The sequence below is a fragment of the Pseudarthrobacter sp. B4EP4b genome (genome assembly GCF_006680095.1).
In the GTDB taxonomy this organism is placed as follows: Bacteria; Actinomycetota; Actinomycetes; order Actinomycetales; family Micrococcaceae; genus Arthrobacter.
Genome location: NZ_VHIJ01000012.1, coordinates 61,793 through 76,998 on the forward strand (window position 1 = coordinate 61,793; position 15,206 = coordinate 76,998).

General features: G+C 66.5%; 11 protein-coding genes. 9 read left to right on the forward strand and 2 right to left on the reverse strand.

Annotated elements, in window-relative coordinates:
- The first annotated feature begins 101 nt into the window (after positions 1 to 101).
- From FNL14_RS04930 to FNL14_RS04970, 9 genes are all read left to right on the forward strand, one after another.
- The gene (locus FNL14_RS04930; RefSeq protein WP_142058129.1) at positions 102 to 2,927 is read left to right on the forward strand and encodes an aconitate hydratase; all 2,826 of its coding nucleotides are present in this window, start codon (positions 102 to 104) and stop codon (positions 2,925 to 2,927) included.
- Positions 2,928 to 3,068: 141 nt separating this feature from the next.
- Entirely contained in the window at positions 3,069 to 5,042 is a 1,974-nt protein-coding gene (gene dxs / locus FNL14_RS04935) for a 1-deoxy-D-xylulose-5-phosphate synthase (RefSeq protein WP_091420087.1), read from the forward strand.
- Positions 5,039 to 5,656: a DUF402 domain-containing protein gene (locus FNL14_RS04940; RefSeq protein ID WP_091420089.1), complete on the forward strand. Its 618-nt coding sequence runs from the start codon at positions 5,039 to 5,041 to the stop codon at positions 5,654 to 5,656. The genes dxs and FNL14_RS04940 overlap by 4 nt, the downstream gene beginning before the upstream one ends.
- A complete protein-coding gene (locus tag FNL14_RS04945; RefSeq protein ID WP_091420090.1) occupies positions 5,653 to 6,213 on the forward strand; it encodes a hypothetical protein in 561 nt (186 codons plus the stop codon). Before FNL14_RS04940 ends, FNL14_RS04945 begins: the two co-directional genes overlap by 4 nt.
- Positions 6,214 to 6,221: 8 nt before the next feature.
- A complete protein-coding gene (locus FNL14_RS04950) occupies positions 6,222 to 7,199 on the forward strand; it encodes an aldo/keto reductase (protein ID WP_142058131.1) in 978 nt (325 codons plus the stop codon).
- A gap of 9 nt (positions 7,200 to 7,208) precedes the next feature.
- The gene (locus tag FNL14_RS04955) at positions 7,209 to 8,234 is read left to right on the forward strand and encodes a nucleoside hydrolase (protein ID WP_142058133.1); all 1,026 of its coding nucleotides are present in this window, start codon (positions 7,209 to 7,211) and stop codon (positions 8,232 to 8,234) included.
- A 147-nt stretch (positions 8,235 to 8,381) separates the two neighbouring features.
- On the forward strand, positions 8,382 to 9,200 hold the full coding sequence (locus FNL14_RS04960) for an ECF transporter S component (RefSeq protein WP_142058135.1): 819 nt from the start codon (positions 8,382 to 8,384) through the stop codon (positions 9,198 to 9,200).
- 10 nt (positions 9,201 to 9,210) lie between these two features.
- Entirely contained in the window at positions 9,211 to 9,948 is a 738-nt protein-coding gene (locus FNL14_RS04965) for an energy-coupling factor transporter transmembrane component T (protein ID WP_142058137.1), read from the forward strand.
- Positions 9,949 to 11,508, forward strand: a complete 1,560-nt coding sequence (locus tag FNL14_RS04970; protein WP_142058139.1) for an ABC transporter ATP-binding protein — start codon at positions 9,949 to 9,951, stop codon at positions 11,506 to 11,508.
- Positions 11,509 to 11,628: 120 nt separating this feature from the next.
- Here the strand turns inward: FNL14_RS04970 and FNL14_RS04975 are convergent, their stop codons facing one another.
- Positions 11,629 to 13,809, reverse strand: a complete 2,181-nt coding sequence (locus FNL14_RS04975; protein WP_142058141.1) for a 3-hydroxyacyl-CoA dehydrogenase NAD-binding domain-containing protein — start codon at positions 13,807 to 13,809, stop codon at positions 11,629 to 11,631.
- A complete protein-coding gene (locus FNL14_RS04980; protein WP_142058143.1) occupies positions 13,806 to 15,113 on the reverse strand; it encodes an acetyl-CoA C-acyltransferase in 1,308 nt (435 codons plus the stop codon). Before FNL14_RS04980 ends, FNL14_RS04975 begins: the two co-directional genes overlap by 4 nt.
- Positions 15,114 to 15,206: the final 93 nt, after the last annotated feature.

Here is a 15,206-nt window from a genome sequence, read left to right on the forward strand (position 1 = left end):
GCCGTGTGCAATTTTCGGGCCTTGAACATAATTAGGGCCTCCTAACTAGCAGGCGGTCAACCGCGCGACAAAGATGAAACTGTTGCGAGAGGAGTCCTGCGATGAGCACTGTGGACAGCTTCGGTTCAAAAGGCAAACTTAATGTAGCCGGAACCGAGTATGAAATTTTCCGGTTGAACTCCGTTGAAGGTGCAGAAAACCTTCCGTTCAGCCTCAAAGTATTGCTTGAAAACCTGTTGAGGACCGAGGACGGCGCGAACATCACTGCCGATCACGTCCGCGCCTTGGCAGGCTGGGATCCCAACGCCCAGCCAGATACAGAAATCCAGTTCACGCCGGCCCGCGTGATCATGCAGGACTTCACCGGCGTTCCCTGCGTGGTTGACCTGGCGACGATGCGCGAAGCGGTCAAGGAACTGGGCGGCGACCCCAAGCGGGTGAACCCGCTGGCACCGGCCGAAATGGTCATTGACCACTCGGTCCAGATCGATGCCTTCGGCAACTCCGGCGCACTGGAGCGCAACATGGAGATCGAATACCAGCGCAACGGGGAGCGTTACCAGTTCCTGCGCTGGGGCCAGACGGCGTTTGACGACTTCAAGGTTGTCCCCCCGGGAACCGGCATCGTGCACCAGGTCAACATCGAGTACCTGGCCCGCACCGTGATGACCCGCGAAGTTGACGGCGTGGTGCGTGCCTACCCCGACACCTGCGTCGGTACCGACTCGCACACCACCATGGTCAACGGCCTGGGCGTGCTCGGCTGGGGCGTCGGCGGCATCGAAGCCGAGGCGGCCATGCTCGGTCAGCCCGTTTCCATGCTGATTCCGCGTGTTGTGGGCTTCAAGCTCAGCGGCAGCATCCCTGCCGGCGCCACGGCAACCGACGTGGTGCTGACCATCACCGAAATGCTGCGCAAGCACGGCGTCGTGGGCAAGTTCGTGGAGTTCTACGGCGAAGGCGTCGCGGCTGTGCCGCTGGCCAACCGCGCCACGATCGGCAACATGAGCCCGGAATTCGGTTCCACGGCAGCCATGTTCCCGATCGATGACGTCACCCTGGACTACCTGCGCCTCACCGGCCGCTCCGAGCAGAACGTTGCGCTCGTTGAGTCCTACGCCAAGGAACAGGGCCTCTGGCACGACGCAACCCGCGAGATTAAGTTCTCCGAGTACCTGGAGTTGGACCTGTCCACGGTTGTTCCGTCGATCGCCGGCCCCAAGCGCCCGCAGGACCGCATCGAGCTGACCGAGGCCAAGGACGAGTTCCGCCACGACTTGAAGAACTACGTCTCGCACGATGCCGACGCCGGTACCTTGGACGAATCGCTCGAGGAGACCTTCCCGGCCTCTGACTCGCCCTCCTTCACCAGCGGCGCAACCCACGTCTCCGACACTGACCGCGAGCCCCCGAAGTACTCGGCAGGGCACGGGGGAGCGGGCCGCATCACCAAGCCGGTGCCCGTGAAGATGGCTGACGGACGCGAATTCGAACTGGACCACGGTGCAGTCACCATCGCCTCCATCACCTCCTGCACCAACACGTCCAACCCCTCGGTCATGCTGGCCGCCGCGGTCCTGGCCCGCAACGCCGTGGACAAGGGCCTCACGTCCAAGCCGTGGGTCAAGACGTCCGTCGCACCCGGCTCCAAGGTGGTCACCGACTACTACGAGAAGTCCGGCCTGACCCCCTACCTGGAGAAGCTCGGCTTCTACATCGTGGGCTACGGCTGCGCCACCTGCATCGGCAACTCGGGTCCGCTGGAAACCGAAGTCTCGGAGGCCATCCAGGCCAACGACCTCGCCGTCGCGGCCGTCCTCTCGGGCAACCGCAACTTCGAAGGCCGCATCAACCCTGACGTCAAGATGAACTACCTGGCCTCCCCGCCGCTGGTCATCGCCTACGCCCTGGCCGGTTCCATGGACTTCGATTTCGAAACCGACGCCCTGGGCCAGGACCAGGCCGGCAACGATGTCTTCCTGAAGGACATCTGGCCCAACCCGGTTGAGGTCCAGCAGGTCATCGATTCCTCGATCGACAAGGAAATGTTCGCCAAGGGCTACGAGGGCGTCTTCGACGGCGACGACCGCTGGAAGGCGCTCGACACCCCTGCCGGTGACACCTTCGCCTGGGATCCGAGCTCCACCTACGTCCGGAAGCCCCCGTACTTCGAGGGCATGAAGGCGCAGCCGGAGCCGGTCAAGGACATCGCGGGTGCACGCGTGCTCCTGAAGCTGGGCGACTCGGTCACCACCGACCACATCTCCCCGGCCGGTTCCTTCAAGTCCGACACCCCCGCCGGACAGTACCTCCTGGCCAACGGCGTGGAGCGCAAGGACTTCAACTCCTACGGTTCCCGCCGCGGCAACCACGAAGTGATGATCCGCGGAACGTTCGCGAACATCCGCATCAAGAACCAGATCCTGGACGGCGTCGAAGGTGGCTTCACCCGCGACTTCACCCAGGAAGGCGGCCCGCAGGCCTACGTCTACGACGCTGCGCAGAACTACCAGGCAGCCGGCACCCCGCTGGTGGTCCTGGCCGGCAAGGAATACGGTTCCGGCTCATCCCGTGACTGGGCTGCCAAGGGTACCGCCCTGCTGGGTGTCAAGGCTGTCATCGCCGAGAGCTACGAGCGTATCCACCGCTCCAACCTGATCGGCATGGGCGTCCTGCCGCTGCAGTTCCCGGCGGGCGAATCAGCCGCAACCCTGGGCCTGAGCGGCACGGAAACGTTCTCCGTTGAAGGCGTCACCGCCCTGAACGAGGGCACCACGCCGAAGACCCTGAAGGTCACCGCCACCGCCGAAGACGGATCCGCAAAGTCCTTCGACGCCGTGCTGCGCATCGATACCCCCGGTGAAGCGGACTACTACCGCAACGGCGGCATCCTGCAGTACGTCCTGCGCCAGATCTCCGCAAATTAGCGGGTTCTGTCCAGCAGGCAGCACCTCCCGAAGCCCCGGCCGGTCACCGACCAGCCGGGGCTTCGGCTTTGCATGTGAGCTTTCCATTTGAGCCGAGGCGTTAGAGTTAAGCGGCACGTCTACCACCCGAAGGAGGGGTCATTGGGAATCTTGGACACCATCCGGAATCCGCAGGACCTGAACGAGTTGTCCGAAGAACAGCTGAACCAGCTGGCTTCGGAGATCAGGGATTTCCTGATCACTAACGTCTCCCAAACGGGCGGCCACCTCGGACCAAACCTCGGCGTAGTGGAACTCACGCTGGCCGTGCACCGCATCTTCGACTCGCCGCGTGACAGCATCGTTTTTGACACCGGACACCAGTCCTACGTCCACAAACTCCTGACCGGGCGCCAGGACTTCAGCACCCTCCGCCAGGAAGGTGGCCTCTCCGGCTACCCCTCCCGCGCCGAGTCCGACCACGACATCGTGGAAAGCTCCCACGCCTCTTCGTCACTGTCCTGGGCAGACGGCATTTCCCGCGCCCGCCAGCTGACTGGTGAAGGCCACCGGCACGTCGTCGCGGTGGTGGGGGATGGCGCCCTGACCGGCGGCATGGCCTGGGAAGCCATCAACAACATCGCAGCGGACAAGCGCCGCCGCGTGGTCATCGTGGTGAATGACAACGGCAGGTCCTACGCCCCCACCGTTGGCGGCTTCGCCGACTACCTCGCCTCCCTGCGCCCCACCATCGATTCCTTCCGCGCCACCCCCGCCTACGAGCGCGCGCTGGACTGGTGGAAGAAGAAGCTGCAAAACGGCGGACCCGCAGGCCAGTTCACCTATAAAAGCCTGCATGCCATGAAGAAGGGCATCAAGGACTGGTGGGCCCCTCAGGGCATGTTCGAGGACCTCGGCATGAAATACATCGGTCCCGTGGACGGCCACAACCTCCAGGCCATGGAGCACGCCCTGTCCACGGCCAAGAACTACGCCGGACCGGTCATTGTCCATGCCATGACCGAAAAGGGACACGGGTATGCACCGGCCCGGGCCCACGAGGCTGACCAGTTCCACGCCGTGGGCATCATCGACCCCGAAACCGGCGAGCCCACCGGCACCGCCGGCGCCAAATCCTGGACCTCCGTCTTCGCTGATGAGATCGCCGCCATCGCCGATGAGCGCAAAGACGTGGTGGGTATTACCGGCGCCATGCTCATCCCCGTTGGCCTGCACAAGTTCGCCGCCCGGCACCCCGAACGGGTCATCGACGTCGGCATTGCCGAACAGCATGCCCTCACCTCCGCGGCCGGCATGGCCTTCGGCGGGCTGCACCCTGTGGTCGCCGTCTACGCCACCTTCCTGAACCGCGCCTTCGACCAGCTCCTGATGGACGTGGCCCTGCACAAGGCAGGGGTCACCATCGTGCTGGACCGCGCCGGTGTCACCGGCCCGGACGGTGCCAGCCACCACGGCATGTGGGACATGTCCATGGTCCAGATCGTCCCCGGCCTGCACCTGGCCGCACCCCGCGATGCCAGCAGGCTGCGCGAGGAACTCCGTGAAGCCGTAGCCATCAGCGACGCCCCCACGGTGGTCCGTTTCTCCAAGGGGTCAGTCGGTGCCGAAGTGGAGGCGCTCGAACGCCTCAGCGATGGCGTGGACGTCCTCTCCCGGCGCCCCTCCGGCTCCACCGAGAACGACGTACTGATCATCTCCGTGGGCGCCATGTCGGAGCTGGCGCTGGATGTTTCCAACCGTCTGGGCGCGCAGGGCATCAGCACCACCGTGGTGGACCCTCGCTGGGTCCTTCCGGTCCCGCGGTCCATCATCGCGCTGGCATCGCACCACCGCCTGGTGATCTGCATCGAGGACGGAGTCCGCGCCGGTGGCGTAGGCTCCCGCATCCGCCAGGAAATGCGCGCAGCCGGTGTGGACACGGCCCTGAACGAGGTGGGCCTGCCGGTCGAGTTCCTCGACCACGGCACCCGCAACCAGGTCCTGGAACGCGTAGGCCTCACGGCCCAACAGATTACGCACGACGTCGTAGCCCAGGTCCTGGGAACAAAGGTTCCCTTTGCGCGTCCCCTGCCGGGCCAGCAGCATCCCACCACCGGCAGCCTTCCGATCCTGTGAGGGGAGAGGACCTACTGAAGTATCCGGGCGTTGTGGGGGAGCCGGCAGGAGAACGGCATCCCGGGCCCGCACGTGAACCACAAGGGCTTGAACCGGGCCACCTGGTGGTGGCGCGCAACCGCAAATGGGACGGCAAAGCGCACTGGGTGGTACCCGGGCGCTACCTGGGCGAGGACCGGCACGGCTGGTGGATCTTCCAGGGAACCAACGAATTCTGCTCCCGGCCCGGTGCCGCGTTCTACACAAAGTCAGACGCGGTCCTCCTGATACCCCGCGAGGGCGACTGGGTGGCTACGTTCTACGACGACGCCCATCCCGGCGGTGTGCGGATCTACATCGACCTGGCCGTGGCGCATGAATGGAACCCCATCCGTCCCACCGTCACGGAATTCCATGTCATCGACATGGACCTGGACGTGGTGCGGACAGCGGACCGGGGCGTGTTCATCGACGACGAGGACGAGTTCGCCGAACACCGCGTGGCCATGGACTACCCGGCAGCCCTGGTGGAATCCCTCGAGGCCTCCGCCGGACAGCTTTACCAGGCCGTGAAGGCGGAGCAGGCACCCTTCGACGGCACCGACGTTGAATGGTTTACAAAGGGACGGTTATGAGCGGAATTGTCAGGGTCTATAAGCGCGACGACGAGGGCACGCTGCACTTCCGGGAAGCCTGGTTCGACGAGGACTACGAGCAGTTCGTCATGAACTACGGCGTGGTGGGCCACCAGAGCAAAACCGAGGAAACCGACGTGCCGGATGCTGCGGCCGCCGAAGGACTCCTGGACGCTTTTGCGGTCCAGTGCGCCGAGGACGGCTACGCCGAAATCCCGGAGGACGAGCAGTACTGGGTAGTGGCCCAGTTCGCCCTCAAAACCAGGGAAGGCACCGATCGGGACCGCTACCTGGAGGAAAAGGCCAAGGACGCCCTGATCAGCCACCTCGCCTGGCGGGGGCTCGGCACGGTGGAACGCTCCGAATTCACCGACTTCAAGCTCAATATTTTCTGCCTCTGCCCCGAGGTCAACAAAGCCGTCAACGCCATCAAAGTCTGTGCGCGGAACGAGGACCTGGACTTCACCAAGCTCAGCATCGGCGCAGCCCCGCACAGCGATCCAGAAAACTTCAAGCTCAAGCATTCAGCTAAGCCCGCCAACACCTTCAGCCTTTAGGAGTTTCCGTGACCACCTACCGCCGCGTTGGAAAGTCCGGCCTGACCGTTTCCACGGTTGGACTGGGCTGCAACAACCTTGGCCGGCCCAACACCCCGACCGAGTCCCAAGAGGCCACCGACGCCGTGGTCAACGCGGCCGTGGATGCCGGAATCACCCTGTTCGACGTCGCCGATACCTACGGCAGGGAACCCGGACTCAGCGAAACGATGCTCGGCAAAGCGCTCCGCGCCCGGCGGGCCGACGTCGTCGTTGCCACAAAGTTTGGCATGGACATGAAAGGCGCCAGCGGCCCGGACTTCGGCGCCCGCGGCTCCCGCCGCTACATCCTCCAGGCCGTGGAAGCCTCGCTCCGCCGGCTGGGCACCGAATGGATCGACCTCTACCAGTTCCACACGCCGGACCCGCTGACCCCCATTGATGAAACCCTGTCCGCCCTGGACACCCTGGTCACCAGCGGCAAGGTCCGCTACATCGGCCACTCCAACAGGGCTGGATGGCAGATAGCGCAGGCGGAGTACGTTGCCCGCGAACTTGGAGGGGCGCGGTTCATCTCCACCCAGAACCACTACAACCTCCTGGACCGGCGGGCTGAGCTGGAAGTCACCCCGGCCGCCGGGGAGTTCGGCCTGGGCGTCCTGCCCTACTTCCCGCTGGCCAACGGCCTGCTGACGGGCAAATACGCCCCGGGCCATGCGCCGGAGGGCTCGCGGCTCAGCCACACCCGCAAGAACATGGTCCACGACGCCGACTGGGAGCAGTTGGGCAGGTTCAGCAGCTTCGCCAAAGAACGGGGCCTGAGCGAAATCCAGGTCGCATTCTCCTGGCTGGCAGCCCAGCCGTCCGTTGCCAGCGTGATCGCCGGGGCCACCCGCCCGGAACAGGTCCGGCAGAACGCAGAAGCGGCGGACTGGATCCCCTCCGAAGAGGACCTCGCGGAGCTGGACAGCATCTTCCCGGCCGCGCCCAAGGTGGCGCTTTTCTAGGGCACGGGCATGACCGCCTTCCTGCTGGACGTGGACACGGGCATCGACGATGCCCTTGCCCTCACCTACCTTGCCGCCCTGCCGGACACTGAGTTCGTGTCCGTCACCGCCACACCCGGAAACGTCGACGCGGACCAGGTGGCGCGCAACACCCTGGCACTCCTGGAGCTGTGCGGACGCCCGGGGGTGGAAGTGGCCATCGGCGCCCGCGGGCCGCTTTCCATACCCCTGTTGACGACGCCGGAAACCCACGGCCCGCAAGGCATCGGATACGCCGTCCTTCCGGAACCCGCAGGCGCTGTCTCAGCGCGGAACGCCGTGGACCTCTGGGTGGAGCACGCCCGCGCCCGGCCCGGGGAGCTCACCGCCCTGATCACGGCACCGCTGACCAACTTCGCGCTGGCGCTGCGGAAGGAACCGCGGCTGCCCGAGCTGCTGGCGAAGGTGGTCATTATGGGCGGAAGCTTCTACTACCAGGGCAATACCACTCCTACCGCCGAGTGGAACACGCACGTGGACCCGCACGCGGCCAAGGAGGTCTATGCCGCCTTCCAGGGCCGGCCGCTGGAAAAGCTCCCCATCGTCTGCTCCCTGGACACCACAGAGCGGATGGAACTGCACCCGGAGCATGTCCGGCTTTTGGCGGAGGCTGCCGGCGCCGAAGTTCCCGAACTGGTACTTCCCGAACAGACGGAGGGCCTTCGCAGCACCTCGGACAACACCCTGGTGCGGCATTTGTCCGATGCCCTGCGGTTCTACTTCGAATTCCACCGCCACTATGACCAGGGCTATATCGCCCACGTCCACGACTACTTCGCCGCAGGTGTCGCCGCGGGCACCCTGGACTTCGAATCCCGTCCCGCCACGGTGGATGTGGAGACTGTTTCAACGATGCTGATGGGCACTACCGTGGCGGACTTCCGCGGCCTCTGGGGAGTACCGCCGAATGCCCGCGTTGTGTCCACAAACCATCCGGAAGCTGCCTTCCGGGAGCTGGTGTCCGTCGTCGGAAGCCTGGCACGGCGCCTGGGCTGAGACGGCGCGGTTGAGGGAGCACCGCGGTAGAATTGTCCGCGGACCGGACAGGCGCTGACTGCCTGCCGGCTGCTGCGAGGTGACATAAGCAGCGTTCCATCCGGCCCGGGCTTCCCGGGCCGTCCGTGCGCACCCTGAAGGAACTCCATGTCATCGCACTCCCTGACGTTGCCGTCCACCTCACCGGCCGCCGCCCGCAAACGCCGACTCCTGGAAATCCTCGGCGCCCTGGCCATCGCCGGCACCTACATCTACCTGGTCCTCAACCAGCCCGCAGACATTACCGGCGGACCCGGTAGCGCCTCCGCCCTGATCGCCCTGTCAGGGTTCCTGGCCGGCGCCATCCTGCTCATCGTGGCCGTCCTGCCTGCCCTGCCGACGTCCACCCTGGTGCTGATTCCCGTGGCACTGGTGCTCAATATCGTCCTGGGCCAGTTCGTGGGCAGCACTCTGGTGCCGTTCTATCTCGATGCGATCGGGACCGTCCTGGTGGCAGTCCTCGCAGGCCCCGCCGCCGGTGCGGCAACCGGGGCGTTGAGCAGCATCGTCTGGTCCTTCTTCAACCCCACCGTGCTGCCGTTCGCTGCCGGGGCGGCCCTGATCGGCTGCCTTGCCGGCCTTGCCGCCCGCTACGGCCTCTTCCGCCGCTTCTACCTGGCGCCCGTGGCGGGATTCGTTACGGGCATCATCGGCGGCGTGGTATCGGCCCCGGTGGCCGCCTTCGTCTTCGGCGGCACCTCCGGTGTGGCCACGGGTGCGATCGTCAGCGCCTTCCGCTCCATGGGGGACAGCCTCCTCGCAGCCATCACCAAGCAGGCACTGATCTCCGATCCCATGGACAAAGCAATCGTGTTCACAGCCGTGGCTGTGCTTATCTACGCCCTGCCCCGCCGCGCGAGCCTGCAGTTCCCGTTTGTCCGGCGGCACCGCGTGCTGGCCGGCAAGGCCCCGGAACAGGGCGCCTGACCGCCTCCTGATGCGATTACATCCGCTGACCTCCCTGGCGGCCGCCGGCAGTACGGCAGTAATTACGACGGCGGCAGCCTGCCTTCCGCTGTCGATCGCCGTGATCGCGGCGGCAGCGGGCCTCGCGGCCTGGGGCGGTACGTTCCGCAGACTCCTGCCCGCGGCGGCTGCCATCCTGGTCCCGCTGTGCTTGTCACTGCTGGTGCTGCATGGACTGTTTTTCCCGGAAGGCATTACTGTGCTGGCCGAGTGGGGACCGGCGCGTGCCACCTCCGAGGGGCTCTCCTTCGCAGTCCAGCGGGCGGCCCAGCTTTCCGCCGCGGTCCTGGCCCTGTTGGTGTTCTCCTTCAGCGTGAGTGTTCCGGACCTGGTCGCGGCGTTATCGGCCAAAGGCGTGCACGGGCGGTTTGCCTTCGTGCTGGCGTCCACCCTCACCCTGCTGCCCGCCATCACCTCCCGCCTGGAGCGCATCCGCCAGGCCCAGGAAGCACGGGGGCTGGTGATCCGGCGCGGCATCCTGGCACGGGCTGCGGCGTTCCGGCTGCAGGCAGTACCGCTCGTGTCCGTCCTGGTGGAGGACGCCGCGACCCGCGCCGCAGCCCTTGACGCCCGCGGTTTCGGCAGCACCGGCCCGCGGACCAGCTACCGCGACGTGCCGGACCGGCCGTGGGAGCGGATGCTCCGGATGGTCCTGCTGCTGGCAGCCGCAGCAGCCGTGGCCGCCCGTCTGGTGCAGGAGGGCACCTAGGTGGAATCCAATATCGTCCTGGGTGCCGGCATCAGGAGCTTCGCTTTCCATGAGGACGACGCACCGGTCCTCCGCGACGTGCACCTCTCCTTCGAACCCGGGACTTTGACGGCAATCCTGGGGCCGTCCGGCAGCGGCAAAACCACCCTTGGCCGGCTCCTGGGAGGCTGGCTTCCGCCAGGACCCGGGGGACGGCTGCAAGGTTGCCTGTCGCTTTCCGGAACCACGCTGCAGTTCCAGGGCGCGGCAGATGATCCGCGGATCAACCCGGCACAGTGGGGCCGGCGGGTGGGTTTCGTCCCGCAGGACGCCTCGGCCATCCTGTCCACGGTCCGGGCCACCGTCGCCGAAGAACTGGCGTTCGGCCTGGAAAATGCCGGCACGGACCGGCTGGCCATGAAGGCCGCGGTGGAACGAACGGCGGTTCTGCTTGGCCTTTGCGGGCTGCTGGACCGCCAGCCGGACACACTATCCGGCGGGCAGCTGCGCCGCCTCGCCATCGGTTGTGCTGTCATCGCTGAACCCGACGTGCTCATCATGGATGAGCCCTTCGCCTCCCTGGACGCAGCCGGGACGGATGAACTGACAAACCTGCTGGGCCCGCTCCTCAGGCGGGGGACCGCCGTCGTGATCCTTAGCCAGGCCGTGGAGGAGACGCTGCTCGCTGCGGAACGGTGTATTGTGCTGGACGGCGGCACGCTGACGGCCAGCGGCACCCCTTCCGAACTCTGCGCCACGCCCGGACTCCTGCCGGCAGGCATCCGTCGGGCCCGCACAAGTCGGATTGGCGCCCGGCCGGAGACCCGGCAGCAGCCCCAGCGCAGGCCTTCGCACCCAGCGCAGGCTTCGGCGCCCGTCCTGGAGCTCCGTGACGTGGCTTTCGGGTACACAGACAAGGCGGCGAAAGGCAGGAGGGCCCGGGCAGCCACGGGCGGGTCAGCGGGGGACAGGCCACAACAGGTGCTCCGGGGCGTCGACTTCCAGCTCATGGCCGGCGAGATCGTTGCCGTCACCGGACCGAACGGGGCGGGGAAATCCACCTTCCTGCGCCACCTCAACGGGTTGCTGCGGCCCACTTCCGGCACTGTCCTGGTGCACGGCGAGGACATTTCCGGTCGGCCTGTGGGCGAGGTGGCGGCAGCTGTGGGGCTGCTGTTCCAGCACCCGCGCCACCAGTTGTTTGAACGGACAGCCGCCCGGGAGGTGCGGTTCGGCCTGGACCGGCGGTTCGGCGGCAGTGAAGCGGCGGCCCGAACCGGGGCTGCGCTGGCTGATGTGGGGTTGTCCGCGCACGCGGATGCCCACCCCGCAGAGCTGCCGGCCTCCCGGCAGCGGCTCCTGGCATTGGCAACGGTCCTCGCCCGGAGGCCGGCGGTCCTGGCCCTGGACGAGCCTACGGTGGCCCTGGACGGGGACGGGCTCAGCCTGCTGGACGCAGCGGTGAGGAACGCGGCAGCGGCGGGCGCCGCCGTCGTCCTGGTCACCCACGATGTGCCCTACGCGCGCTCGGTGGCGGACCGCCTGTTAACGCTCGACGGCGGGCGGCTGGCACCGCTCTGACCCGGCCGGGGATGAGGGGCAACAAACACAAAGGGCCTGTCATACACAAGGGCTCCGTCCGGAGGAACCGGACGGAGCCCTTGTGTGATGCTTCAGCTGAGGCGCCGGCCGTTAGCGCTTTTACACGTTCGCCGGGTTGTCCGCTGCCTTGCGGGAGGCCACTCCCGGCGGGAGGAAGCGCTTGCCGTTCACCCGTTCCGAGGCTCCCACCCGGTCAAGGTAGGGGGTGATGCCGCCCAGGAAGAGCGGCCACCCGGCCCCGAGGATCATGCAGAGGTCGATGTCTTCGGGCCCCGCCACCACGCCTTCGGCCAGCATCAGGCCGATCTCCTCGGCGAGGGCGTCCTGTGTGCGGCGCAACACCTCGTCGCCGGTGGATGGGTTGGTGCCAAAGGACAGCAGGGACAGCGTGGATTCACGGATCACCTGGCCGCCGTCAGGCCCGGCAGCCCACAGGCCCTTGACGCCGTTGTCGATGAGCTTTTGCAGGTTGGCGGACACTGTGAAGCGGTCGCCGAAGGCCGCATGCAGCGACTCCTGGACGTGCTGCGCCACGGGAAGGCCAACCATCGCGCCGAGGGTGAAGGGGGTCATGGGCAGGCCCATGGGGCGGAGGGCGTTGTCCGCCACCTCGGCCGGAGTGCCTTCATCGAAGGCCGCGGTCACTTCGCCCATCAGCCGCAGCAGGATGCGGTTCACTACAAACGCGGCGGCGTCTTTGACCAGCACCCCGGTCTTCTTCAGGGCCTTGGCCAGTTCAAAGGCGGTGGCCAGCACGGCGTCACCGGTCTCCGGGGCGCGGACGATTTCCAGCAGCGGCATCACGGCCACGGGGTTGAAGAAGTGGAAGCCCACCAGCCGTTCGGGATGCTGAAGGTCCTCCGCCATGGCCGTGACAGACAGCGACGAGGTGTTGGTGGCCAGGAGGCACTCCGGAGTAACGATCCGCTCCAGTTCGGCGAACACCTGCTTCTTGACGTTCAGCTCTTCGAAGACCGCTTCGATCACAAAGTCCGCGTCGGCGAAAACATCCTTCGAAACGGAACCGGTCACCAGCGCCTTGGTGCGGTTGGCAGCATCCTGGCTGATGCGCTGCTTGGCCAGCAGCTTGTCCACTTCGGCGTGGACGTAGCCCACGCCTTTGTCTACCCTTGCCTGGTCAATGTCCGTCATTACGACGGGCACCTTCAGTTGGCGTGCAAACACCAGCGCGAGCTGGCTTGCCATCAGGCCCGCGCCCACCACCCCTACTTTGGTCACCGGGCGCGCCAGTTTGCGGTCCGGGGCGCCGGCCGGACGCTTGGAGCGCTTCTGGACCAGGTCCAGGAAGGCATACACGGTGGAGCGGAATTCGTCGGTCTGCATAAGTTCCGCGAGCGTCTCGCACTCAAGTGCCGCGGACTCGGCCTGGGTCATGGTCCGGTTGGCTTCCAGGATGTCCAGGACCTTGCCGGGGGCGGGGGCCGCATTGGACGTTTTCGCTTCCACCAGTGCCCGGCCGGCAGCCACCGCTGCGGACCAGCGCGCGGCCGTTTCCGGATCAGCGGGGTCGACGGCGTTGGGACGTTTTGCCGCCACCTCACCGGAGATGACCTTCCCGGCCCAGGCCAGGGACTGCTCGAGGAAATCCGCGGGTTCGAACATGGCGTCGGCGATACCGAGTGCGAAGGCCTGCGGGCCGGTGAGCGTCCGGTTGTTGCTGAGCGCGTTCTCGATCATGACCTTCACCGCGTTCTCCGGGCCGATGAGGCGCGGCAGGAGGTACACGCCGCCCCAGCCGGGAACCAGGCCAAGATAGGCCTCCGGCAGGGCCAGCGCACCCGCGCCGGTGGACACAGTGCGGTAGGTGGACTGCAGGGCGACCTCAAGGCCGCCGCCCAGGGCTGCGCCGTTGATGAATGCGAAGCTGGGAACGCCGAGGTTGGCGAGTGTGCCGTACACGTCGTGGCCCAGCTGGGCCATCCAGAGTCCGTGCTCGCGCTCTTCCAGGTTCTTGACGGCGGAGAGGTCCGCTCCGGCCACCAGGAAGTAGGGCTTACCGGTCACGCCCACACCGACGATCTCGCCGCGGCCGGCCCGCTCCCGGAGCTCCTCAAGCACCGTGCCCAGCTCCACCAGGGTGTTCGGCCCCAGGGTGGTGGGCTTGGTGTGGTCCAGGCCGTTGTCCAGCGTGATGAGGGCGAAGGTGCCGGGGCTGGGCTTGCCGGCCGGTGCCGGGAGCTCGATATCCCGGACGTAGGAGTGCGTCACGGTCTCGTTGGGGAACAGATCGGCAAGCTTGGTGAAATCTGCGGCGCTCATGCGGCTCCTTCGGAAACGGTTTCGGCGTTGATAGTCCGGGCTTCGGACGGCCCCGGCAGGGTTCGGCTGTAATCGGCGTGGTGCGGGTTCTCCCAGATCACTGTGGCTCCCATCCCCAACCCTACGCACATGGTGGTGATGCCGTACCGCACGGAGTGATCCTCCTCAAACTGGCGGGCCAGCTGGTTCATCAGGCGCACGCCGGAGGACGCGAGGGGATGGCCCACCGCGATGGCACCGCCGTAGCGGTTGACGCGGGAGTCGTCGTCGGCAATGCCGAAGTGCTCCAGGAAGCTCAGGACCTGGACGGCAAATGCTTCATTGATTTCGAACAGGCCGATCTCGTCGATGGACAGGCCGGCGTTTTTCAGTGCCTTTTCAGTGGCGGGGACGGGCCCGATGCCCATCACTTCAGGTTCAACTCCCGCATAGGCGTAGCTGACCAGCCGCATGCGGACCGGCAGTCCCAGTTCGGCAGCGGCATCGCTGGACGCCAGGATGGCGGCCGTGGCGCCGTCGTTCAGTCCCGCGGCATTTCCTGCGGTAACCCGTCCGTGTGGACGGAACGGGGTGCGGAGCGCTGCCAGGTCTTCCACTGTGGTGCCCGGCCGCGGCGGTTCATCAACGGTGTTGAGGGACCAGCCCTGGCCCGGCTTCAGGGTTGCCACCGGAACCAGGTCCGGCTGGATGCGGCCGTTGCGGCGGGCTGCATCAAATTTGCTTTGTGACGCCACTGCATAGGCGTCGGTCCGGTCTTTGGTGATGGAAGGGAACCGGTCATGGAGGTTCTCTGCGGTGTTGCCCATGTTCAGCGCTGCCGGGTCCACCAGCCGTTCGGACATGAACCGGGGATTGGGGTCGGCGCCCGAGCCCATCGGATGGTTGCCCATGTGCTCCACACCGCCGGCGATGACCACGTCGTAGGCGCCGAAGCCGATGCCGCCGGCGGTGGCGGTGACGGCGGTCATGGCGCCCGCGCACATCCGGTCGATGGCAAAGCCGGGCACGGTCCTGGGAAGTCCCGCCAGCAGGGCTGCGGTCCGGCCCAGCGTCAGGCCCTGGTCGCCGGTCTGGGTGGTGGCGGCGATGGCCACTTCGTCAACGCGTTCCGGCGGGAGCGACGGGTTCCGCCGCAGCAGCTCCCGGATGCATTTCACTATCAGGTCGTCCGCCCGGGTTCCGGCATAGATGCCTTTTTCTCCCGCCCGGCCAAAGGGGGTGCGGAGGCCGTCGACAAAAACGACGTCCCGGACAGTGCGCGCGGGTGCGCCGCTGCGCTCTCCGCTGTTGCGGGCTGTGCTCACGTGTAACTCCTCATCGAGACATGGGCGCCGGTGCGCGCCGGTAGACGGCGGCAGCCAAACGGCAATGCTCTCGATGTTACTCGCCAGTAACAT

Excerpts from the sequence above, each read along its gene's own strand:
- FNL14_RS04945 (WP_091420090.1), top strand. The coding sequence starts at position 5,653 with ATGAGCGGAATTGTCAGGGTCTATAAGCGCGACGACGAGGGCACGCTG.
- FNL14_RS04965 (WP_142058137.1), top strand. The coding sequence starts at position 9,211 with ATGCGATTACATCCGCTGACCTCCCTGGCGGCCGCCGGCAGTACGGCA.
- FNL14_RS04975 (WP_142058141.1), bottom strand. The coding sequence starts at position 13,809 with ATGAGCGCCGCAGATTTCACCAAGCTTGCCGATCTGTTCCCCAACGAG.
- FNL14_RS04960 (WP_142058135.1), top strand. The coding sequence starts at position 8,382 with ATGTCATCGCACTCCCTGACGTTGCCGTCCACCTCACCGGCCGCCGCC.
- FNL14_RS04930 (WP_142058129.1), top strand. The coding sequence starts at position 102 with ATGAGCACTGTGGACAGCTTCGGTTCAAAAGGCAAACTTAATGTAGCC.
- FNL14_RS04955 (WP_142058133.1), top strand. The coding sequence starts at position 7,209 with ATGACCGCCTTCCTGCTGGACGTGGACACGGGCATCGACGATGCCCTT.